We start from the raw sequence: 18,957 nt of genomic DNA, 5'->3' as shown, positions 1-18,957 counted from the left end.
GGTCCGGCTCAGGACCCGGGCCGGGAGGAGGCTGCGACCTTGCGTTTGATGCGTCCGAGCATTGCGGTCATGCCGCGCATCCGCAGCGGGGTGATCGCACGGGTCAGGCCAAGGAGCTCAGGCATGTCATCCGGAACAGCGAGGATTTCCGCAGCGCTGAGTCCGTCGAGCCCCTCGTGCAGCACCCCTGCGAAACCCCGCGTCGTGGGGGCCTCCGGTGGCGCTTTGAAGTAAAGCCGGACCGCATCGGCCGCGCCGCCGTCGTTCTTTTCCGTTTCAATGGTCAGGAACAACGGTGACTGGCATTCCACCACCTGCTCCAGGAGCTCGGGATGGTCCTTCAACCGGTCCGGCAACTCCGGCAGTTCACGGGAGAACTCGAGCAGCAGCTGGAGGCGGTCGGGCTCTGTCAGGGCCTGGAAGTCATCGACGATTTCCGCCAATGCGGCGGGCAGGTCATGTGTAGTCATCTGTTCCAGTTTACGCCGGGACCGTGCCGCGTTCCGCGCCCTTGACGATGGGTGCACGGACGGCGTTGCCCCATTCGGTCCATGAACCGTCGTAGTTGCGGACAGTGTCAAAGCCGAGCAGGTACTTGAGGGCAAACCAGGTGTGGCTGGAGCGTTCGCCGATGCGGCAGTACGCCACCACGTCATCGCCTGCCACCAGGCCCGCCTCGCCCAGGTAGAGCGCCTCGAGCTCCTCGCGGCTGCGGTAGGTGCCGTCCGAAGCGGCGGCGCGGGCCCAGGGGATGGATGCTGCGGTGGGGATGTGGCCGCCGCGGAGTGCGCCCTCCTCAGGGTAGGCCGGCATGTGGGTGCGCTGGCCTGTGTATTCCTCCGTGGAGCGGACGTCGATCAGCGGTTTGCCGAAGTGCGCCAGCACGTCGTCCTTGAAAGCGCGGATGGGAGCATCGTTGCGCTCCACCACCGGGTATTCGCCGGGCTTGGGGGAAGACTGTTCGGTGGTCAGTTCGCGGCCTTCGGCGATCCACTTGTCCCGGCCGCCGTCGAGCAGGCGGACGTCCTCGTGGCCGAAGAGCGTAAAGACCCAGAGGGCGTAGGCGGCCCACCAGTTGGACTTGTCCCCGTAGATGACAACCGTGGTGTCGCGGGAGATGCCTTTGGAAGCGGCCAGGGCAGCGAAGGCCGTCCCGTCCACGTAGTCGCGGGTCACTTCGTCGTTGAGGTCGGTGTGCCAGTCAATCTTGACGGCTCCCGGGATGTGTCCCGTCTCATAGAGGAGGACGTCTTCGTCGGATTCGACCACCACGATCTTGCCGTCCGCGACAGCGCCGGACTCCAGTGCAGCAGCAAGCCAGTCAGTGGAAACCAGGCGTTCGGGGTTGGAATAGGCGGCGAACTTCTCGTTGTGCTCGGCTGGGTAGGACATGGTGATGGCCTTCCTTTCACTCTGACGTACTGCGGACCTGCTGAAGGCAGGTTGAAACCTCCTGTCCACCCTAGCCAGCGAGGGCCACCATGTCCGCCCTTCCGTTAACAGAGGGAAATATGGCCTTCGTCACGCCGGGGTGCCTGCCGGCGGCAGGACCCAGGAGGCCGGCGGCATTGCCGGTATCCTTTCTGGGGACAACCCACCAGCAGAACGGACCACCTTGGTACAGATCGAACAGCTTGCTGCCCGCACTCCGGCAGTGTCGGTGGATGAGCTCCTCAAGGGCTTCTATCCCTCCCCGAGGTTCGGCAAGGTCTCTTTTGCCAGCTACCGGCCCGATCCCAACCAGCCGTCCCAGGCCGCGGCGGTCAGGGCGCTGGAGGGCTTCGCCGGGGGAGTGGGGGCGGGCGACGGTGACGGGCTGTTCAAGAAGCTCTTCAGCAAGAAGGTGGCAACCAGGGCAGGGATCTACCTCGACGGCGGATTCGGCGTCGGCAAGACACACCTGCTGGCCTCACTCTGGCACGCGGCCCCGGGACCCAAGGCGTTCGGCACCTTTGTGGAGTACACCAACCTGGTGGGAGCCCTGTCGTTCCGCAAAACCGTTGAGGCCCTGAGCCACTACAAGCTGGTGTGCATTGACGAGTTCGAGCTCGATGATCCGGGCGACACGGTGCTGATGTCCCGGCTGATGCGGGAACTGGCCGACGCCGGGGTCAAGCTGGCCGCGACGTCCAACACCCTGCCGGGCTCGCTGGGTGACGGCCGCTTCGCCGCCGTCGACTTCCAGCGCGAGATCCAGGTCCTGGCGGACCAGTTTGACGTCCTCCGGATCGACGGCGAGGACTTCCGCCACCGCGGCCTCCCCACCCCGCCGTCCCCGCTGAAGAACAGCCAGCTCGCCGCCCAGATGAAGGCCGAGTTCGATGGCAAGACCGTGGCCCAGGACGAGTTCAGTACGCTGATCGCCCACCTCGCCGGTGTCCACCCCAGCCGCTACCGGCAGCTCATCGACGGGATCGATGGCGTGGTGTGGCGCAACGTTGAAACCATCACCGAACAGTCCGTTGCCCTCCGCTTTGTAGTGCTGGCGGACCGGCTGTACGACAAGGACGTTCCCATCCTGGCCAGCGGCGTTCCGTTCGATAAGTTGTTCACCGACGAGATGATGCACGGCGGGTACACGAAAAAGTACTTCCGCGCCGTTTCCAGGCTGACGGCACTCGCCCGCGAGGGCCAGAACCACGAACCGTCCTAGGCACGCACACTGCCACCTGCAGCGCGGGCCAGGCACCCACACCCAACGCGGGGTCCGGCACCCACACCCAACGCGGGGTCCGGCACCCACACCCAACGCGGGGTCAGATATCGCCCCTCCGGAGGCCTCGGAGGGACGTTATCTGACCCCGCGTTGGTGGGTGAGCGCCGCTTAAACGCCAAAGGTGCAGGTGCCGCCTCCCGGCGGGACCTGCACCTCCTTGACGTGCTAGGGCAAAGCCTTGGCCAAATCCTTACGGAGCCCTGTCAACCGGCGGAACCGGATTTACCGGCGGTGCCGGAGTGACGGGCGTAACCGGCGGAACCTGTCCGGCGGCAGGTGCCTGGCCGGGAGTTCCGTTCTTGTCAATGAGCTTGGAAGCACCATCCTGGATCTTGTCGACGTGACCGGCGTACTTGCCGCCGGTCTTGGAGTCGACAAAGTCGCCGGCCTTGGTGAGACCGTCCTTGATGGCCTGCTCGTTGCCGTGGATAAGACCTTGAGCCTTGCCCTTAAGATCGTCAATCAGTCCCACGAGCACCTCCCTTCAATAACGGAGCCAGTTCGCTCCTCCGGAAACGATCCTAGCCCCGTCTCCTGGGCATGCCAAGGAAACAGGGTGTGCTGGCCGTTCGCCCGGAGCGGATCGGGGAGGGGCGCCCTGATCGAAGAAACGAGAAGGGCAACAAAAAAGCAGCCCATAAGGGCTGCTGCTGTGGGCGATACTGGGATCGAACCAGTGACCTCTTCCGTGTCAGGGAAGCGCGCTACCGCTGCGCCAATCGCCCATAAGGGGCCCGGAATGAACCGGAAACCACCGGGTGTTCTTTGGGGGAGATGAGAGCGGACGACGAGATTCGAACTCGCGACATCCACCTTGGCAAGGTGGTGCTCTACCAGCTGAGCTACGTCCGCGTATGAAGTGCGCTCAGGCCTGCGCCCTCACGTACTGCATGAAGCAAGTTGCCTTGCCTGGTGGGCGATACTGGGATCGAACCAGTGACCTCTTCCGTGTCAGGGAAGCGCGCTACCGCTGCGCCAATCGCCCATGCGATATCCGGAATGAACCGGAAACCTTATGGTTTTCACCGAGGTGGGTACGGGATTCGAACCCGTGTAAACGGCTTTGCAGGCCGCTGCCTCGCCTCTCGGCCAACCCACCGTGTAAGCCCCGGTTCCTGGAAACCAATGCCTTGACAGTGTCCTGCGAGCGGACGACGAGATTCGAACTCGCGACATCCACCTTGGCAAGGTGGTGCTCTACCAGCTGAGCTACGTCCGCATTTGGAGCGTGCATTCCGTGCCGTTTTCGGGCATTTCCTCGCGTTCCAACGAGTAAGAACTCTATAGGAGGTTCAGGGATTCTCCAAATCGTCCCGCTTCAGACTCCGGCAGACCCGCTGCATCCCTGCAATCTAGGGGATTTTGCAAATTACAGGCATGTAATTCGAGTCTGGCGGTTTTTCGATTTCCATAAACCCCGCCGGGTCCGCTAGCATTCAAAGGCATCGGGGCGATTGGCGCAGTGGTAGCGCGCTTCGTTCACACCGAAGAGGTCACTGGTTCGAACCCAGTATCGCCCACCGAGAAATCTGGTCCGTTTCCGCTCCAACGAGCGGAAACGGACCTTTTTTGTGCCGCCTAAGTGTCAGCCTTTCTGTCAGCCCCTTGTGAAAGAGTCTTTGTATGACTGATCCACTCCTTGCCCACGCCACGGAATACGGCCGAATGTATGCCCGGTCCACCTCCGAGCAGTTCTCCGTTCCGTCCATCACCACCGTTATCGGGCAGCAACCGCACGGCCTGGATGGCTGGTTCGGCTACATGGGTGCCAGCAGCCTCGCCAAGGATCCGCTGCTCGCCGACTGCCTGGGCAGTCCGGCGAAGATCCGGCAGGCGGTCAACCGGGCCTCCAAAGCGGCAGAGACCTACCGGGATGACGCAGCCAGGCGTGGGGACCGCGTCCACAGCTACTGTGAGCAGGTTGCACTCCGGGCTTTGGGCCGCCCGCATGCCATGAAGGAGACGCGCGCGGCGCTGGCTGAAAATGGCGAGGAAGCTTTTGCCATCCGGTTCGACGAGTGGTGGGAGTTGTATGACGTCGAGCCCATCGCCCCGGAGATCACCGTGTGGAACAAGTCAGTGGGCTATGCGGGAACCCTTGACCTCGTGGCCCGCATCAACGGCCGGATCTGCCTTATCGACTACAAGACCAAGGGGACCACGCGGGACGGCACTGTCAAGGCCCTGGATGACAAGGTGGTCATGCAGCTGGTTGCCGGAATGAAGGCCGAGGAAAGCCTGGTGGACCCGGTGGCCGGGGAATGGGAAGCCTGGAAGTACGGTGAGGCCCCGCTGCTTCTGGCAGTTGCCATCGGCGAGACAGAGGTCCGGCCGGTCCGCGCCAACCCGGACGTCCTGAAGCACCACTGGTGGAAGTTCTGCGCCCTGCGCCGGGTCTGGGAACTGTCCGCTGACACAGTCGCCGCCGGTACGGCCCTGCTTCCGGTGGCGCCGCCTCCTTCGGTGCAGGTCCGCAGCGCCTAGGACAGGTCCCGCCCGGGTCGCCCTGCGCCTAAACTGGACAGGTTGATCGTTTTTACCACCGTGAGGAATAACAGCACATGGCCATTCTGAATATCCGCATCATTGGTGATCCTGTGCTCCGCACAGTTGCCGATCCCGTGACGGATTTCGGGCCTGAACTCGCCAAGCTGGTGGCCGACATGACCGAGACCATGGAGGACGTGGACGGCGCCGGCCTCGCGGCTCCCCAGGTCGGGGTCAGCAAGCGGGTTTTCACGTACCGGATTGACGGCGTCGAGGGGCACATCATCAACCCTGTCCTGGAAAACAGCGAAGACCATCAGGCGGACCACGTTGAGGGCTGCCTTTCCATCCCCGGCCTGGCCTTCCCGGTCCGCCGGTTCCGTGCCACACGTGCCACCGGTGTCGACCTGAACGGGAACCCCGTGTCCGTCGAGGGGGAGGGCATGCTGGCCCGCTGCTTCCAGCACGAGACGGACCACCTGGACGGCATTCTCTTCACCGACCGGCTGGAGGGCGAGGACCGCAAGGTGGCTCTGCGTTCCATCCGCAATGCGAACTACGACGCCGTGACGGAACGCACGACGACGAAGCGCGCCAAAACGGTCGGGTCCAGTTTCGGCGGTGCCAGTTTCGGGGGCGCCGGTTCCAGTGGGGCAGGCTTTGGCGGCGGCGCCAACACATGAGGGTTCTTTTTGCGGGCACCCCCGCCGTGGCGGTTCCGTCACTGGACGCACTCGTCAACGCAGGCTTTGAGGTCGTTGCGGTGCTGACCCGCCCTGATGCGCCGGTCGGGCGCAAACGGGTGATGACGCCGTCGCCTGTTGCAGCACGGGCGGCCGGGCTGGGAATCGACGTCATTCACGCCACCCGCGTGGACGACGCCGTCACGGCGAAAATCGCTGCTGCCGGGCCGGACGTGGCCGCCATCGTGGCGTACGGCGGACTGATTCCCCGCGCTGCCTTGAACGTTCCCCGGCACGGCTGGATCAACCTGCACTTTTCCCTTCTGCCCGCCTGGCGCGGGGCGGCTCCGGTGCAACGGGCCCTCATCGCCGGCGACGACGTCACTGGCGCCGTGACGTTCCTGCTGGAGGAAGGGCTGGACACAGGTCCGGTCTTCGGGACGCTGACCGAAAGTGTTGGCCCGGAGGACACTGCCGGGGCGCTGCTGGAGCGGCTTTCCCACAGCGGAGCCGTTCTCCTGACACAGACGCTCTCTGCAGTCGAAGCAGGGAAGGCGGCCCCGCAGGCGCAGGCGGGTGATGTTTCCCTAGCGCCGAAGCTGACCCTCGAGGACGGCAGGCTCGACTGGAAACAGCCGGCACTGGCTATCGGGAGGCGTGCCCGCGGGGTGACTCCCGAGCCCGGGGCATGGACCACACTGGATGGCCAGCGGGTCAAACTGGAACCGGTGAAGCTTCGGCCGGAGGCCCTGGATATTGCCCCCGGCACGGTCGGCTTCGACGGCAAGAGTGTCCTGGTGGGGACGGGGTCCCATGCGGTGGAGCTGACCAGGATCCAGCCCGCAGGCAAGAAAATGATGGCCGCGGCCGACTGGGCCCGCGGAATGGCAACACTTGAAAGCGTGGTATTTGAATGAGCGGGTCCGGCGGCAATGCAGGCGGCAGTGCAGGCGGCAGCGGCAGAGGTGCCGGCGGGAGGGGAGCCCCGCAGGGCGGACGCGGGAAAGGCGGCCCACGGGACGGCAGCCAGCGCAACGCGCAGGGCCGGGAGCGGAACAGGCCCGCCGAGCGGAGTTTCACCGGCAGTGCCCCCTCCGAACGCACCCGGCGCGCGGATCCCGCGCGCCTGGTGGCCTTTGAAGTCCTGCGCGCGGTAAGCGCCGAGGACGCCTATGCCAACCTGGTCCTTCCGGCCCGGATCCGCCATCACGGCCTGGACAAACGCGACGCCGGCTTCGCCACCGAACTCAGTTACGGCGCCTTGCGCGGGCAGGGCACCTACGATGCCATCCTGGCCCGGTGTGTGGACCGTCCGCTGGACCAGCTTGATCCCGCCATCCTCGACGCCCTGCGGATCGGTGTCCATCAGATCCTGGCAATGCGGGTACCGGCACACGCGGCCCTGGACCAGACTGTCGGGCTTGCCCGGGCAGTGATCGGTGCCGGGCCCTCCGCCCTGATCAACGCGGTGCTGCGGAAGGTCACGGCCCACACCCTCGAGGAGTGGCTTGAGCTTCTCGTCGAAGGCGAAACCGATGAAACCAAGATCGCTTCGCTCCGCTACGCCCATCCCGAGTGGATTGTCCGCGCCATGCGCCAGTCATTGGTGGCACACGGCCGGTCCGCGTCAGAAATTACCGACCTGCTCGAGGCGGACAACGCCGCTCCAGTGGTAAACCTCGTCGCTCTGCCCGGGCTGGGAAACCTGGACGAAGCATTGGAAAACGGAGCCACCCCAGGTGAGCTGGTGGAAGGTTCAGCGCTCTCCAGCGGCGGCGACCTTGGCCGGCTCGCGTCAGTGCGTGAAGGCAGCACCCGCGTCCAGGATGTCGGGTCCCAGCTGGTTGCCCGGGCCATGGCCGCGGTGGACCTGGGGCCGCGCCACGCAGACGGTTCCACGGCCGGTTCCAGCGCAGGCGTCACGGACGAGGCCTGGCTGGATCTGTGCGCAGGCCCCGGCGGAAAGGCGGCACTGCTCGGAGCCCTGGCCAACCAGAAGGGCGCAACGCTGCTCGCCAACGAACCGGCCCCGCACCGGGCCAAGCTGGTCAGCCAGGCACTGTCGGCCGTGCCCAGGGACGTCTGGCGGGTACGGACCGGTGACGGCCGCGAGGTGGGCACGGAACAGCCCGAATCCTTCGACCGGGTCCTGGTTGATGTCCCGTGCAGCGGCCTGGGCGCACTCCGCCGCCGGCCGGAGTCACGCTGGCGCCGCACGCCCAAGGACCTGGCAGACCTGGGGCCGCTGCAGCGCGACCTCCTGAAATCAGCCCTTGCTGCTGTCCGCCCCGGCGGTGTGGTGGCTTATGTCACGTGTTCGCCCCACCCGGCAGAGACAACAGCCGTGGTTACCGATGCCCTCCGGAAACGCGATGACCTTGAGCTGCTCGACGCCGGTGCAGTGCTGGACAGCGTGAGCCTCACCGGCAACCTCGGCGCCGGCCACGAGTCCACGGCGCAGCTTTGGCCGCACATTCACAGTACGGATGCCATGTTCCTGGCCCTCATCCGCAAGAAGTACTGACCTCCGTGAAAGGTTCCCTCATGCCGCAATGCTGCATCAACCCGAGCATCCTGTCCGCCGACTTCGTCAACCTTGAAGCCGAACTGCAGCGCATCAGGACCGCGGACGCCGTGCATGTGGACGTCATGGACAACCATTTCGTTCCCAACCTCACCATCGGGCTGCCCGTGGTCCAACGGATCCAGGCCGTCAGCCCTGTACCGCTGGATGCCCACCTCATGATCTCCGACGCCGACCGCTGGGCCCCGGGTTTTGCCGACGCCGGGCTGGCTTCGGTGACATTCCACGCCGAGGCTTCCATTGCCCCGGTCAAGCTCGCCCGCGAACTCAGGGCCCGGGGAGCCAAGGCGGGCATGGCGCTGCGGCCCGCCACGCCGGTGGAACCGTACCTGGACATGCTCGGGGAACTGGACATGCTCCTGATCATGACAGTGGAGCCCGGCTTCGGCGGCCAGGCCTTCCTTGACCTGACCCTGCCGAAGATCCGCCGGGCCCGGGAAGCCATTGACGGCTCCGGGATCGGGGTGGCCATCCAGGTCGACGGCGGCATCACCGAGGAAACCATCGTGCGGGCAGCAGAAGCCGGGGCAAATGTCTTCGTGGCAGGCTCTGCCGTCTACGGCGACCCGGACCCTGCAGCGGCCATCGAACGCCTGCGCGAAGCCGGCAGCCTTAAGTTACGTGCCGGGTCGGGGGAATAGTCCGGACGCCATGCGGGTTGTGGCAGAATAGCAACACACATTACGTGCTCCGGGGTCGGTGTAAGTCCGAACCGGCGGTGACAGTCCGCGACCCGCGAGCCGGTGCCTTTCCCTCGGGAATGGATCCGGCAGACGGTTGAACCGGTGAAATTCCGGTACCGACAGTTAAAGTCTGGATGAGAGAAGCACGTACAGCTGTATCTGCGGCGTTCCATGACGCCGCGGCCCTCTGCTGTCGTATACCCCCGGAGCCATCGCGGTTCTGAAGGGAAGGAACGACAGACACATGAACCCCCTGCGATGGCTCTTTGAAGCCACTTTTTCCCATGCCTTGGGAACCGGCGCAACCGGACCGGTGGTCACCACGTGACCCGGAACGATGTTGTGACGGCGTTCAGCCCGGCCGAGACTGCCGCCATGGACGCCGCGCTCGAAGCAGCCCTGCGCGGACCACGCGGTGCGAACCCGCTGGTGGGCGCCGTCGTCATCGATAACGAAGGGCGCCAGCTGGTCACCGGCTACCACCGCGGTGCCGGCACCCCCCACGCTGAAGCGGACGCGATTGCCCAGGCAACAGCCGCCGGTCTGGACCTGCGCGGCACCACCATGATGGTCACCCTGGAGCCCTGCGACCACTGCGGCCGCACCGGCCCCTGCACCCAGGCCATCATCGGCGCCGGAATCTCGGATGTCGTCTACGCCGTCGATGATCCGCATGACCCTGCCGCCGGCGGCGCTGCAACGCTCCGCAATGCCGGCATCCGGGTCAGGAGCGGCCTCGGGGCAGGCGAGTCACTGGAGCTGAACCGCCAATGGTTCCAGGCCGTGGCCGCGCAGCGACCCTTCGTGACCCTGCACATCGCCCAGACGCTGGACAGCAGGATCGCGGCGGAGGACGGGACCAGCCAGTGGATTTCGTCGCCGGAATCTCTGGCTGACAACCATGGACTCAGGCGCCGCATCGACGCCATCCTCGTCGGTACCCAGACCGTGCTCGTGGACAACCCGCGCCTGACCGCCCGTGACGCCTCAGGTGCTGTGACCGGCCAGCAACCCCTCCGCGCCGTCATGGGCCTGCGGGAGATCCCGTCCGATGCCGCCGTCCGTGGCGATGACGGACGCATCCTCCACCTGCCCACCCGCGATCCACGCGAGGCCCTCTCGCTCCTGTACGCGGAAGGCATCCGCCACGTCATGGTGGAAGGCGGCTCGCGCATCCTCAGTGCATTCCTGGCCGCCGGGCTGGTGGACGAGCTGATTGTGTACGTTGCGCCCACCCTGCTGGGCTCCGGCACACCGGCGCTGAGCGGACTGGGCATCACCACCCTGGCGGACGCCCAGCACTGGGAATGGGACCAGTCCGACGGCGGCGCCGTCCTGACCCTGGGCCGCGACCTGAGGCTGCACCTCCGCCCTGAACCAACCGAAGCTTTAGAACCACAACCATCCCGCTCTGCCGCGGAACCAGCCATGGGAGGCTACTGATGTTTACCGGAATTATTGCCGAACAAGGACAGGTGCTGTCCGTCGAACGGGACGGCGATGCCAGCGCGACCCTCCGCCTGAGCGCTCCGGGCACCACCGAGGGGCTTGGCCTCGGTGGCTCCATTGCCGTCAACGGTGTCTGCCTGACGGCCACCGCGATCGACGGCAAGGAGTTCAGCGTCGATGTCATGGGCGAAACACTTCTCCGGAGCACTATCGGCGAGCTCGCCGCCGGCGATTCGGTGAACCTTGAGCGCTGTGTCCCCGCCGGCGGGAGACTGGACGGCCACGTGGTCCAGGGCCATGTCGACGGCGTCGGGCGGCTGCTCGAGCGCGAGGCACTGGGCAACTGGGAACGCCTCCGTTTCGGAGTGCCCGCCAACCTCGCCCGCTATATCGCCGAAAAGGGCTCCATCGCGATCGACGGCGTCTCGCTCACCGTCACTGCGGTCAGTCCGGCGGCGGAACCCGAGCCCTGGTTCGAAGTTGGACTGATCCCCACCACCCTCGCTGAAACAGGCCTGGGAGCCAAGGCCGTGGGCAGCAGGGTCAACCTCGAAGTGGATGTGCTCGCAAAATACACCGAACGGCTCCTCTCGTTCAGCAGTGCTGCAGCCGCAGGAGGCGCCCGATGAACGCCACGGTCCGGCTGGAGCCGGCCACCGAGGCGCGCCGGGGACTCGACCCGGTGGAGGATGCCATCCGCGCCATGGCTGCCGGCCTGCCTGTGCTGGTGGTGGACAATGAAGACCGCGAAAACGAAGGCGATATCATCTTCGCGGCCCAGCACGCCACCCCCGCCCTGATGGGCTGGACCATCCGGTACAGCTCCGGCGTCATCTGTGTGCCTTTGGCCGGGGACCGCGCCGATGCCCTGGCCCTGCCGCCCATGGTGGCTGTCAACGAGGACGCGAAGGGCACCGCCTACACCGTTTCGTGCGATGCGGCCGTGGGCGTCAGCACCGGCATCTCGGCCACGGACCGGGCCCTCACGGCCCGCGTGCTGGCCGACCCCGCCGCCGGACCGGCTGCTGTGACCCGGCCCGGGCATATTTTCCCGCTCCGTGCTGTTGACGGGGGAGTGCGGGAACGCCCGGGCCACACTGAAGCGGCCGTGGATCTTTGCCGGCTTGCCGGACTGGAGCCAGTGGGTGTTATCGCCGAGGTGGTGTACGACGACGGTGAAATGATGCGGCTCGACGGGCTGCGGGCTTTTGCCGCTGAACACGGGTGCCCCCTGATCTCGATCGAGGATCTTGTGGATTACCTTGAAGCGGGGGCCGGTGCTCCCGCCGACAGTGACACCGGGCCGGGCGCCCGGGGGGAGTAGAGGAGAGAACGATGACGGCTTCAGGACACCAGAACGGCCACCATCATGGGGCAGCCGGCAACGGCCACGTGGCCCACCATCCGGTGAGCGGCGGTCCCATTGTGCAGCTGCCGACAGCTTTCGGGGAGTTCGTTACCCAGGCATGGACGGACCTCGTCACGGGTGCAGAACACCTTGCCGTGAGCTCACCGAATCCGCCCCAGGACGGCATCGCGCCGCTGGTCAGGCTGCATTCCGAGTGCCTGACGGGCGACGTCTTCGGTTCCTATCGTTGCGACTGCGGCGAACAGCTGGCGTACGCCCTGGAAATGATCAACGAGTTCGGCGGCACCCTGCTGTACCTGCGCGGGCAGGAAGGCCGTGGAATCGGCCTGGCCAACAAGATCAAGGCCTATGCACTCCAGGAGGCAGGCTTTGACACCGTGGAGGCAAACGAGCAGCTCGGGCTGCCGGTGGACGCCCGCTGCTACAAGGCGGCCGCCCAGATCCTGGCGGAGATGGGCCTGCACGAGATCCGGCTGCTGAGCAACAACCCGGACAAGCAGAACAGGCTTGCGAAGGCCGGCGTGAAGGTCGTGGAAATGGTTCCCACCGAGGTGCCTTCCCGTGACCAGAACATCCGCTACCTGCAGACCAAGAAGGACCGCATGGAGCACCGGCTGACGCTGGATACCCATGTTGCGACGGTGCCCGGCTCCGGCGCTGACCCCTACGACGACTAATAACACCAAGAGAACTGAACGGATCACGATTTACGTATGAGCGGACACGGCGCACCGGATATTGACCTGACCACCCTCAGCCCGGCGGAAACATCGCAGCTGCGGCTGGCCATAGTCGCTGCCAGCTGGCACACCCAGATCATGGACGGGCTCCTGGACGGTGCCCTGCGTGCCGCCAAGGACGCCGGCATCAGCGAGCCCACCGTGCTCCGCGTTCCGGGAGCCTTCGAACTGCCAGTGGCAGCCGCGCGGCTGGCACCGCACTTTGACGCTGTGGTGGCCCTCGGCGTCGTCATCCGCGGCGGGACCCCGCACTTTGAGTACGTCTGCCAGGCGGCGACGTCGGGACTGACCGATGTCAGCGTCTCCACCGGGGTGCCGGTGGGCTTTGGTGTCCTGACATGCGACACCGAGCAGCAGGGCCTGGACCGGGCAGGCCTGCCCGGCTCCAGCGAGGACAAGGGCCATGAAGCCGTGACGGCGACCCTGGCCACCGCCGTCCTCCTGAAACCGTACAAGTAGCAGGCAACGTCAGCAGCAACCCTGCGGGAGGCGGGCGCGGTGTGTGTTCACTCACACCGCGCCCGTCATGCAACCCCCCGACAGGCGCCGTCCGGGCCGCAGCAAGTAGGCTGGAGGGCGTGAAGAATTTCGAGACGCTGTTCGCTGAACTGAGTGAGAAGGCAGCCACCCGCCCGGCAGGCTCCCGCACCGTCGCAGAATTGGAGTCCGGAGTCCACGGCATCGGCAAGAAAGTCGTGGAGGAAGCAGCCGAAGTATGGATGGCTGCCGAGTACGAATCCGACGAAGCCGCGGCCGAGGAGATCTCCCAGCTGCTCTACCACCTGCAGGTTCTGATGCTCGCCAAAGGCCTGACCCTGGAAGACGTCTACAAGCATCTGTAGCCACTGCGGCACGCCAACGGGTCCCCAACTTCCCGCCCGTGCCCCCTCGTGGCCCGTTTGCCTGAACCTTAGACCTCCCAACCAAGAAAGCCCCCCCCATGCTGCGAGTAGCCGTCCCCAACAAGGGCTCCCTGTCCGAAGCCGCGTCCGAAATGCTGTCCGAAGCGGGTTACCGCCAGCGCCGCGACACCCGCGAACTGGTCATGATGGACCCCGACAATGACATTGAATTCTTCTTCCTCCGCCCGCGTGACATCGCCGTCTACGTCGGCCGGGGAACGCTCGACGTCGGCATCACCGGCCGCGACCTGCTGCTGGACGCCGAGGTGGAGGCTGAAGAGCTCCTTCCGCTGGGCTTTGCCGCGTCCACGTTCCGCTTCGCCGGTCCGGTGGGGGACTTCGCCAAAGTGGAGGAGCTTGAGGGCAAGCGCCTCGCCACCAGCTATGACGGACTGCTCCGCGGCTACCTCGCCGAGCGCGGCGTCAACGCCAAGGTGGTCCGCCTGGACGGTGCCGTGGAATCCTCGGTCCGGCTGGGCGTTGCTGACGCCATCGCCGACGTCGTCGAGACCGGCAACACCCTCAAAGCCGCCGGCATGGAGATCTTCGGCGAGCCGATCCTCAAGTCCGAGGCCGTGCTGATCCGGCGCACCGGCGAGGGCGGCGCCGCGAACGGCACCGCCAAGGAGATCGAGGTCCTCATCCGCCGCCTGCAGGGTGTCCTGGTGGCGCGCCAGTACGTGCTGATGGACTACGACATCCGCAAGGAACTCGTGGAACAGGCCGCCGCGCTGACTCCCGGCCTGGAATCGCCCACGGTCTCGCCGCTGCGCGACTCCGAGTGGGTCGCTGTCCGGTCCATGGTGCCCAAGAAGGAAACCAACCGGATCATGGATGAGCTCTACGACCTCGGCGCCCGCGCCATCCTGGTCAGCAGCATCCACGCCTGCCGCATCTAAAGCCGCAGCGTCCAACCAGAATTCCAGGAGTAGCCATGGCAGTAGCTGTACGGGTCATCCCATGCCTCGACGTTGACGCCGGACGTGTCGTCAAAGGCATCAACTTCGAGGGACTCCGCGATGCCGGCGACCCCGTGGAGCTCGCACACCGGTACGACAACGCAGGCGCCGACGAACTGACGTTCCTTGACGTCACGGCGTCCTCGGGCAACCGCGAAACCACGTTCGACGTCGTCCGGCGCACTGCCGAGGAAGTTTTCATTCCGCTGACCGTGGGCGGCGGAGTGCGCGGCGTGGCCGAGGTGGACAAGCTTCTTCGGTTCGGCGCGGACAAGGCCTCCATCAACACCGCTGCCGTGGCGCGGCCGGATGTCATCAACGAAATCTCGCGGCACTTCGGTTCCCAGGTGCTTGTCCTGTCCGTGGACGCCCGCCGCACCCGCCCCGGGTCCGAGCCCACGCCGTCGGGCTTTGAAGTCACCACCCACGGCGGCCGCACCGGCACGGGTATCGACGCCATCGAGTGGGCCAAGGAAGCCGCGGACCGCGGCGTCGGGGAGATCCTGCTCAACTCGATCGACGCCGACGGAACCAAAGACGGCTTTGACCTGGAACTGATCCGCCTCGTCCGGGCCGCCGTGAAGGTCCCCATCATCGCCTCAGGCGGGGCAGGCGAACCCGCTCACTTCCCGCCTGCCGTCGCTGCCGGAGCCGACGCCGTGCTGGCGGCGTCGATCTTCCACTGGGGCCCGGACGACATGATGTCCCAGGTCAAAAACGCCATCCGCGAAGCAGGCTTCGAAGTCCGCTGACCGCCCGCTTTAAAGCAACGCGGGGTCACTTTTCGCCCGATAAACCAAGGTTTTCGGGCGGAAAGTGACCCCGCGTTGCTTCTTGCTAGAGGCCGACTTCGGCGGACTGGAGGAGCGCGACGGCGTCGGGCTGGCCCTCGAAGGTCACCAGCGCATGGCGCGTGCGGCCGTGGGCGTGCATGAGCAGCTCGCCGGGCTCACCGACGATTGCCACTGAAACGGGTGCCCGCTTGGCGACGTGCCGGGGGCCGGAGGGACGGACCAGGACAATGCCAAGGTCCACTCCGCGGTAAAGGATCGCCGCCCGCTTGATGAGCTCGTCCCACAGGGCATCCGAATAGGCTTCGTCGAGCGCCCGCGGAGCCCAGCGGTCCACAGCCCGGCGGATGTCCTCGGTGTGGACGAAGTATTCGATCAGGTTCGAGCTCTCGTCCAGGGCCTTGATTTTCATGGGCGACAAGGCCGGGGGACCGGCGCGGAAGGTGTTCACCAGTCCGGTGTAGTCATCGGCGGTCTTCAGCTTCGCCGCCAGTTTGGCGGTGGCCTTATCCGAGGCCTTGGACAGCCTCTTGATAATCAGGCCCAGGCCCACGGCCGCTTTGCGTTCACGGAGGTAGAGGTGCGCGGCAAGGTCCCTGGTGCGCCAGCCTCGGCAAAGCGTGGGGGCATCAGGGCCGGCCGCCAGCAGGGTTTCGGCCAGGACTTCTCGGGACGGGTCGACGAAATGCATCACTTGTGAAACTAGCACGACCGCGGCGGACTTGGGCAGCAGAACCGCCAGCGGACGAGTGCCCTTGTTCACATGGCGTTTCCGCATCGGTCAGCAATCCTCCCGGTCGCAGCTGAGGCACTAGACTTGGCCTGATGTCTGAGCAGCCTGCCCCCGCCCCCATGCCTGTCCCGGCCCCCTCCGCCAGCCCGTTGCCGCCTGCGGTCGCCGCCGCACTGAAGCGGGACAATGCCGGGCTGGTGGCCGCAGTGGTCCAGCAGTTCGACACCCATGAGGTGCTGATGCTCGGCTGGATGGATGACGAAGCCCTGCACCGGACCATGACCACCGGCCGGGTCACCTTCTACTCGCGCTCCCGCCAGGAGTACTGGCGCAAGGGGGACACCTCTGGGCACGTCCAGTGGGTTAAATCCGTGGCCATGGACTGTGACGGGGATGCCCTCCTTGTCCGGGTCGACCAGGTGGGCGCTGCGTGCCACACCGGCACCAGGACCTGTTTCGAGGGCCGGGGGCTGGACGTCACAACTCTGGACGTCGCAACACCGGACATCACGACGCCGGACGTCTCAACACCGGACATCTCAACAACCAGCGGAGAAGCGTAGCCATGCAGGACCTTGGAATCATCAGCCCGGGCCTCGCGGAGTTCCGGGAACTTGCCGGCAGCAGCCGGGTCATCCCCGTCACGCTCAAGGTCCTGGCGGACGCGGAGACACCCATTGGCCTATACCGGAAGCTGGCCCAGGGCCAGCCCGGAACGTTCCTCATGGAGTCCGCGGCGGTGGGGGGCACGTGGTCCCGTTATTCCTTCATCGGAGCGAAGTCCCGCGCCACGCTGACCACCAAGGACGGGCAGGCGCACTGGCTGGGCGAACCGCCGGCCGGCGTGCCGCTGGACGGCAACCCGGTGGATGCCATCCGGGACACCATCGAGGCACTGCGGACCAGCAGGTTTGAGGGCCTGCCGCCGTTTACCTCCGGCCTGGTGGGCTTCCTGGGCTGGGAGACCGTCCGGCACTGGGAGCGGCTGACCAGCCCCCCGGAGGATGACCTCCACCTCCCCGAACTCGCGCTGAACCTGGTCACGGACATGGCAGTGCACGACAACCATGACGGCACCGTGCTGCTGATCGCCAACGCCATCAACTTCGACAACAGCTCCGAGCGGGTGGACGAGGCGTGGCACGACGCCGTTGCAAGGGTCAAAGCCCTCCTCACCCGGATCAGTACACCAGTGGCGCAGCCTGTCTCCGTTCTGGAACCTGCCGCCCTTGATTTTGCCTCCAGCGTCCAGGAGCGCTGGGACGAGCCTTCCTACCTGGCTGCCCTTGACCGTGGCAAGGAAGCGATTGTGGACGGCGAAGTCTTCCAGGTGGTGATCTCTCGCCGCTTCGAGATGGAGTGCGGCGCTTCCCCGCTGGATGTCTACCGGGTCCTGCGCAACACCAACCCCAGCCCCTACATGTACATTTTCAGCCTGGAGGACGCCGACGGCCGGGAATACTCGATCGTCGGGTCATCTCCGGAAGCCCTCGTCACGGTGACAGGCGAGGAAGTCATCACCCACCCGATCGCCGGCTCGCGGCCGCGGGGCAAGACCGTTGAGGGTGACAAGGCACTGGCTGAGGAGCTCCTGGCGGACCAGAAGGAACGCGCCGAGCATTTGATGCTGGTGGATCTCTCCCGCAACGACCTCTCCAAGGTCTGCGTCGCCGGAACGGTGGACGTCACCCAGTTCATGGAGGTTGAGCGGTTCAGCCACATCATGCACCTCGTCTCCACTGTGGTGGGAAAACTGTCGCCGCAGGCAAAGGCCTACGACGTCCTCAAAGCAACCTTCCCCGCAGGAACCCTTTCCGGGGCACCGAAACCGCGTGCCCTCCGGCTGCTGGACGAGCTTGAACCGCACCGCCGCGGCATCTACGGCGGCGTGGTGGGCTATCTCGATTTCGCCGGCGACATGGACATGGCCATCGCCATCCGTTCCGCCCTCCTGCGTGACGGACGCGCGTATGTGCAGGCCGGCGGCGGCATCGTGGCGGATTCGGTGAACCCCACCGAGGCGCTGGAGACCGTGAACAAGGCGGCTGCGCCGCTGCGGGCAGTGCACACCGCCGGATCGCTGCACAACATTGCCGTGGAGTCACTGCCCGACGGCGACGCGCCCGTTGCCGGGGACCGCCCGGTCGTCGAGGGAAGCCAGGCGGCGGAATGACGCCGGTCTGGGCCCGGAAATCAACGCTGGTCCTGCTGATTGCGGTGCTGGCACTTGCCGTGTTCGGCGCGACCACGCAAACGTGGATCACCGTAAACCTGGACCCGGACCAGCTGGGCCAGGGCGGCGGCCAGAATACGCTGCCCGTCCAGGGCAGCAAGGCCGCCACTGCCGTGACGGCTTTGGCCGTGGTGGCATTAGCAGGGGGACTGGCAGCGTCCATTGCCGGGAAGATCGCCCGGATCCTCATTACGGCGATCATCATCCTGGCGTCCGCCGGCATCGTTGCTGCCGCCGCCACCGTGCTCGCTGACCCCCTTGCCGCTGCCCAGGGGTCCATCGCCGCGGCAACCGGAATCACCGGCGGCACCGCAGAGGTAAGCGTTACCGCCTTCCCGGTCCTCGCCGTCGTCGCCGGCGCCCTGCTGGGACTCGGTGCCCTGCTGATTGTCCCGGCGGGCCGGTTTTGGAAGGGGCGGACCAAATATGACGTCGCCGCCGGCGCTGTACCGGCCGGAGTAAGCGCAGGCGGAGCCGCCGGTACGACGGACTCCAACGCGGAGGACAGTTCCGCAGCAGCCGCGGGCCCGGTGGACGAGATCGACAGCTGGGACCGGCTCTCGCGGGGCGACGATCCCACCTGAGCCCCTGAACTGAACGCGGCAGCCCCGCCGCACAGACACGGCCG

21 protein-coding genes, 6 tRNA genes and 1 riboswitch are annotated in these 18,957 nt (G+C 66.1%); of the genes, 18 read left to right on the top strand and 9 right to left on the bottom strand.

Annotated elements, in window-relative coordinates; genetic code table 11:
* Positions 1-8: 8 nt before the first annotated feature.
* Positions 9-470, bottom strand: a complete 462-nt coding sequence (locus ACS5PJ_RS14010) for a SufE family protein (RefSeq protein ID WP_439435476.1) — start codon at positions 468-470, stop codon at positions 9-11.
* Between the two features lie 10 nt (positions 471-480).
* Positions 481-1,392 (bottom strand): sulfurtransferase, encoded by a 912-nt coding sequence (locus tag ACS5PJ_RS14005; RefSeq protein ID WP_439435475.1) that lies wholly within the window; start codon positions 1,390-1,392, stop codon positions 481-483.
* Positions 1,393-1,615: 223 nt separating this feature from the next.
* Here ACS5PJ_RS14005 and zapE point away from each other — a divergent pair, with 223 nt between their 5' ends.
* Positions 1,616-2,653, top strand: a complete 1,038-nt coding sequence (gene zapE, locus ACS5PJ_RS14000; protein ID WP_354147490.1) for a cell division protein ZapE — start codon at positions 1,616-1,618, stop codon at positions 2,651-2,653.
* A 253-nt stretch (positions 2,654-2,906) separates the two neighbouring features.
* Here zapE and ACS5PJ_RS13995 read toward each other — a convergent pair whose 3' ends face one another.
* From ACS5PJ_RS13995 to ACS5PJ_RS13970, 6 genes are all read right to left on the bottom strand, one after another.
* On the bottom strand, positions 2,907-3,188 hold the full coding sequence (locus ACS5PJ_RS13995) for an antitoxin (RefSeq protein WP_439435474.1): 282 nt from the start codon (positions 3,186-3,188) through the stop codon (positions 2,907-2,909).
* Positions 3,189-3,369: 181 nt separating this feature from the next.
* Positions 3,370-3,441, bottom strand: a tRNA-Val gene (locus ACS5PJ_RS13990).
* A 54-nt stretch (positions 3,442-3,495) separates the two neighbouring features.
* A tRNA-Gly gene (locus ACS5PJ_RS13985) sits at positions 3,496-3,568 on the bottom strand.
* A gap of 58 nt (positions 3,569-3,626) precedes the next feature.
* A tRNA-Val gene (locus ACS5PJ_RS13980) sits at positions 3,627-3,701 on the bottom strand.
* Positions 3,702-3,744: 43 nt separating this feature from the next.
* A tRNA-Cys gene (locus tag ACS5PJ_RS13975) sits at positions 3,745-3,815 on the bottom strand.
* Positions 3,816-3,862: 47 nt separating this feature from the next.
* Positions 3,863-3,935 (bottom strand) — tRNA-Gly (locus ACS5PJ_RS13970).
* A gap of 229 nt (positions 3,936-4,164) precedes the next feature.
* Here ACS5PJ_RS13970 and ACS5PJ_RS13965 point away from each other — a divergent pair.
* The 14 genes from ACS5PJ_RS13965 (at position 4,165) to hisF (ending at position 15,324) form a co-directional block, all read left to right on the top strand.
* Positions 4,165-4,236 (top strand) — tRNA-Val (locus ACS5PJ_RS13965).
* A 103-nt stretch (positions 4,237-4,339) separates the two neighbouring features.
* Positions 4,340-5,200: a cytochrome gene (locus tag ACS5PJ_RS13960; protein WP_439435473.1), complete on the top strand. Its 861-nt coding sequence runs from the start codon at positions 4,340-4,342 to the stop codon at positions 5,198-5,200.
* Between the two features lie 77 nt (positions 5,201-5,277).
* Positions 5,278-5,886 carry a peptide deformylase gene (def, locus tag ACS5PJ_RS13955; protein WP_439435472.1) on the top strand — a complete coding sequence of 203 codons (609 nt, stop codon included), beginning with the start codon at positions 5,278-5,280 and terminating at the stop codon, positions 5,884-5,886.
* Positions 5,883-6,803 (top strand): methionyl-tRNA formyltransferase, encoded by a 921-nt coding sequence (fmt, locus tag ACS5PJ_RS13950; RefSeq protein ID WP_439435471.1) that lies wholly within the window; start codon positions 5,883-5,885, stop codon positions 6,801-6,803. The genes def and fmt overlap by 4 nt, the downstream gene beginning before the upstream one ends.
* Complete coding sequence (locus tag ACS5PJ_RS13945; RefSeq protein WP_439435470.1) at positions 6,800-8,410, top strand: RsmB/NOP family class I SAM-dependent RNA methyltransferase; 1,611 nt, start codon at positions 6,800-6,802, stop codon at positions 8,408-8,410. Before fmt ends, ACS5PJ_RS13945 begins: the two co-directional genes overlap by 4 nt.
* 20 nt (positions 8,411-8,430) lie before the next feature.
* Positions 8,431-9,111 (top strand): ribulose-phosphate 3-epimerase, encoded by a 681-nt coding sequence (rpe, locus tag ACS5PJ_RS13940; protein WP_439435648.1) that lies wholly within the window; start codon positions 8,431-8,433, stop codon positions 9,109-9,111.
* Positions 9,112-9,151: 40 nt separating this feature from the next.
* Positions 9,152-9,304, top strand: a riboswitch (FMN riboswitch).
* A 224-nt stretch (positions 9,305-9,528) separates the two neighbouring features.
* Positions 9,529-10,596: a bifunctional diaminohydroxyphosphoribosylaminopyrimidine deaminase/5-amino-6-(5-phosphoribosylamino)uracil reductase RibD gene (ribD, locus tag ACS5PJ_RS13935; RefSeq protein ID WP_439435647.1), complete on the top strand. Its 1,068-nt coding sequence runs from the start codon at positions 9,529-9,531 to the stop codon at positions 10,594-10,596.
* The gene (locus ACS5PJ_RS13930) at positions 10,596-11,231 is read left to right on the top strand and encodes a riboflavin synthase (protein WP_439435469.1); all 636 of its coding nucleotides are present in this window, start codon (positions 10,596-10,598) and stop codon (positions 11,229-11,231) included. Before ribD ends, ACS5PJ_RS13930 begins: the two co-directional genes overlap by 1 nt.
* A complete protein-coding gene (gene ribB, locus ACS5PJ_RS13925; RefSeq protein WP_439435468.1) occupies positions 11,228-11,926 on the top strand; it encodes a 3,4-dihydroxy-2-butanone-4-phosphate synthase in 699 nt (232 codons plus the stop codon). Before ACS5PJ_RS13930 ends, ribB begins: the two co-directional genes overlap by 4 nt.
* Positions 11,927-11,937: 11 nt before the next feature.
* Positions 11,938-12,648 carry a GTP cyclohydrolase II gene (gene ribA / locus ACS5PJ_RS13920; protein ID WP_439435467.1) on the top strand — a complete coding sequence of 237 codons (711 nt, stop codon included), beginning with the start codon at positions 11,938-11,940 and terminating at the stop codon, positions 12,646-12,648.
* Positions 12,649-12,684: 36 nt separating this feature from the next.
* Entirely contained in the window at positions 12,685-13,170 is a 486-nt protein-coding gene (gene ribH / locus ACS5PJ_RS13915) for a 6,7-dimethyl-8-ribityllumazine synthase (RefSeq protein ID WP_439435466.1), read from the top strand.
* Positions 13,171-13,289: 119 nt separating this feature from the next.
* Positions 13,290-13,553, top strand: a complete 264-nt coding sequence (locus ACS5PJ_RS13910; RefSeq protein WP_028270786.1) for a phosphoribosyl-ATP diphosphatase — start codon at positions 13,290-13,292, stop codon at positions 13,551-13,553.
* 98 nt (positions 13,554-13,651) lie between these two features.
* Entirely contained in the window at positions 13,652-14,512 is an 861-nt protein-coding gene (gene hisG, locus ACS5PJ_RS13905) for an ATP phosphoribosyltransferase (RefSeq protein WP_354147501.1), read from the top strand.
* A 35-nt stretch (positions 14,513-14,547) separates the two neighbouring features.
* The gene (gene hisF / locus ACS5PJ_RS13900; protein WP_439435465.1) at positions 14,548-15,324 is read left to right on the top strand and encodes an imidazole glycerol phosphate synthase subunit HisF; all 777 of its coding nucleotides are present in this window, start codon (positions 14,548-14,550) and stop codon (positions 15,322-15,324) included.
* An 85-nt stretch (positions 15,325-15,409) separates the two neighbouring features.
* Here the strand turns inward: hisF and ACS5PJ_RS13895 are convergent, their stop codons facing one another.
* Positions 15,410-16,054, bottom strand: coding sequence for a TIGR03085 family metal-binding protein (locus tag ACS5PJ_RS13895; RefSeq protein WP_439435646.1), 645 nt, complete (start codon positions 16,052-16,054; stop codon positions 15,410-15,412).
* A 134-nt stretch (positions 16,055-16,188) separates the two neighbouring features.
* Here ACS5PJ_RS13895 and hisI point away from each other — a divergent pair, with 134 nt between their 5' ends.
* Genes hisI through ACS5PJ_RS13880 form a run of 3 tightly spaced genes read left to right on the top strand, consistent with a single transcriptional unit; the run spans position 16,189 to position 18,913 of the window.
* A complete protein-coding gene (hisI, locus tag ACS5PJ_RS13890) occupies positions 16,189-16,659 on the top strand; it encodes a phosphoribosyl-AMP cyclohydrolase (protein ID WP_439435464.1) in 471 nt (156 codons plus the stop codon).
* Between the two features lie 2 nt (positions 16,660-16,661).
* Complete coding sequence (locus ACS5PJ_RS13885) at positions 16,662-18,269, top strand: anthranilate synthase component I (RefSeq protein WP_439435463.1); 1,608 nt, start codon at positions 16,662-16,664, stop codon at positions 18,267-18,269.
* Entirely contained in the window at positions 18,266-18,913 is a 648-nt protein-coding gene (locus ACS5PJ_RS13880) for a Trp biosynthesis-associated membrane protein (protein WP_439435462.1), read from the top strand. The genes ACS5PJ_RS13885 and ACS5PJ_RS13880 overlap by 4 nt, the downstream gene beginning before the upstream one ends.
* Positions 18,914-18,957 lie beyond the last annotated feature (44 nt).

Origin of the sequence: Pseudarthrobacter cremeus (genome assembly GCF_051857465.1) — a bacterium.
GTDB lineage: Bacteria > Actinomycetota > Actinomycetes > Actinomycetales > Micrococcaceae > Arthrobacter.
The sequence above is the reverse complement of the archived record's forward strand: the minus strand, read 5'-3'. Positions and strand labels throughout refer to the sequence as shown.

Coding starts and splice junctions, on each gene's coding strand:
- ACS5PJ_RS14010 (WP_439435476.1), bottom strand. CDS start 470: ATGACTACACATGACCTGCCCGCCGCATTGGCGGAAATCGTCGATGAC.
- ACS5PJ_RS14005 (WP_439435475.1), bottom strand. CDS start 1,392: ATGTCCTACCCAGCCGAGCACAACGAGAAGTTCGCCGCCTATTCCAAC.
- ACS5PJ_RS13960 (WP_439435473.1), top strand. CDS start 4,340: ATGACTGATCCACTCCTTGCCCACGCCACGGAATACGGCCGAATGTAT.
- def (WP_439435472.1), top strand. CDS start 5,278: ATGGCCATTCTGAATATCCGCATCATTGGTGATCCTGTGCTCCGCACA.
- fmt (WP_439435471.1), top strand. CDS start 5,883: ATGAGGGTTCTTTTTGCGGGCACCCCCGCCGTGGCGGTTCCGTCACTG.
- ACS5PJ_RS13945 (WP_439435470.1), top strand. CDS start 6,800: ATGAGCGGGTCCGGCGGCAATGCAGGCGGCAGTGCAGGCGGCAGCGGC.
- rpe (WP_439435648.1), top strand. CDS start 8,431: ATGCCGCAATGCTGCATCAACCCGAGCATCCTGTCCGCCGACTTCGTC.
- ribD (WP_439435647.1), top strand. CDS start 9,529: ATGGACGCCGCGCTCGAAGCAGCCCTGCGCGGACCACGCGGTGCGAAC.
- ACS5PJ_RS13930 (WP_439435469.1), top strand. CDS start 10,596: ATGTTTACCGGAATTATTGCCGAACAAGGACAGGTGCTGTCCGTCGAA.
- ribB (WP_439435468.1), top strand. CDS start 11,228: ATGAACGCCACGGTCCGGCTGGAGCCGGCCACCGAGGCGCGCCGGGGA.
- ribA (WP_439435467.1), top strand. CDS start 11,938: ATGACGGCTTCAGGACACCAGAACGGCCACCATCATGGGGCAGCCGGC.
- ribH (WP_439435466.1), top strand. CDS start 12,685: ATGAGCGGACACGGCGCACCGGATATTGACCTGACCACCCTCAGCCCG.
- hisG (WP_354147501.1), top strand. CDS start 13,652: ATGCTGCGAGTAGCCGTCCCCAACAAGGGCTCCCTGTCCGAAGCCGCG.
- hisF (WP_439435465.1), top strand. CDS start 14,548: ATGGCAGTAGCTGTACGGGTCATCCCATGCCTCGACGTTGACGCCGGA.
- ACS5PJ_RS13895 (WP_439435646.1), bottom strand. CDS start 16,054: ATGCATTTCGTCGACCCGTCCCGAGAAGTCCTGGCCGAAACCCTGCTG.
- hisI (WP_439435464.1), top strand. CDS start 16,189: ATGTCTGAGCAGCCTGCCCCCGCCCCCATGCCTGTCCCGGCCCCCTCC.
- ACS5PJ_RS13885 (WP_439435463.1), top strand. CDS start 16,662: ATGCAGGACCTTGGAATCATCAGCCCGGGCCTCGCGGAGTTCCGGGAA.
- ACS5PJ_RS13880 (WP_439435462.1), top strand. CDS start 18,266: ATGACGCCGGTCTGGGCCCGGAAATCAACGCTGGTCCTGCTGATTGCG.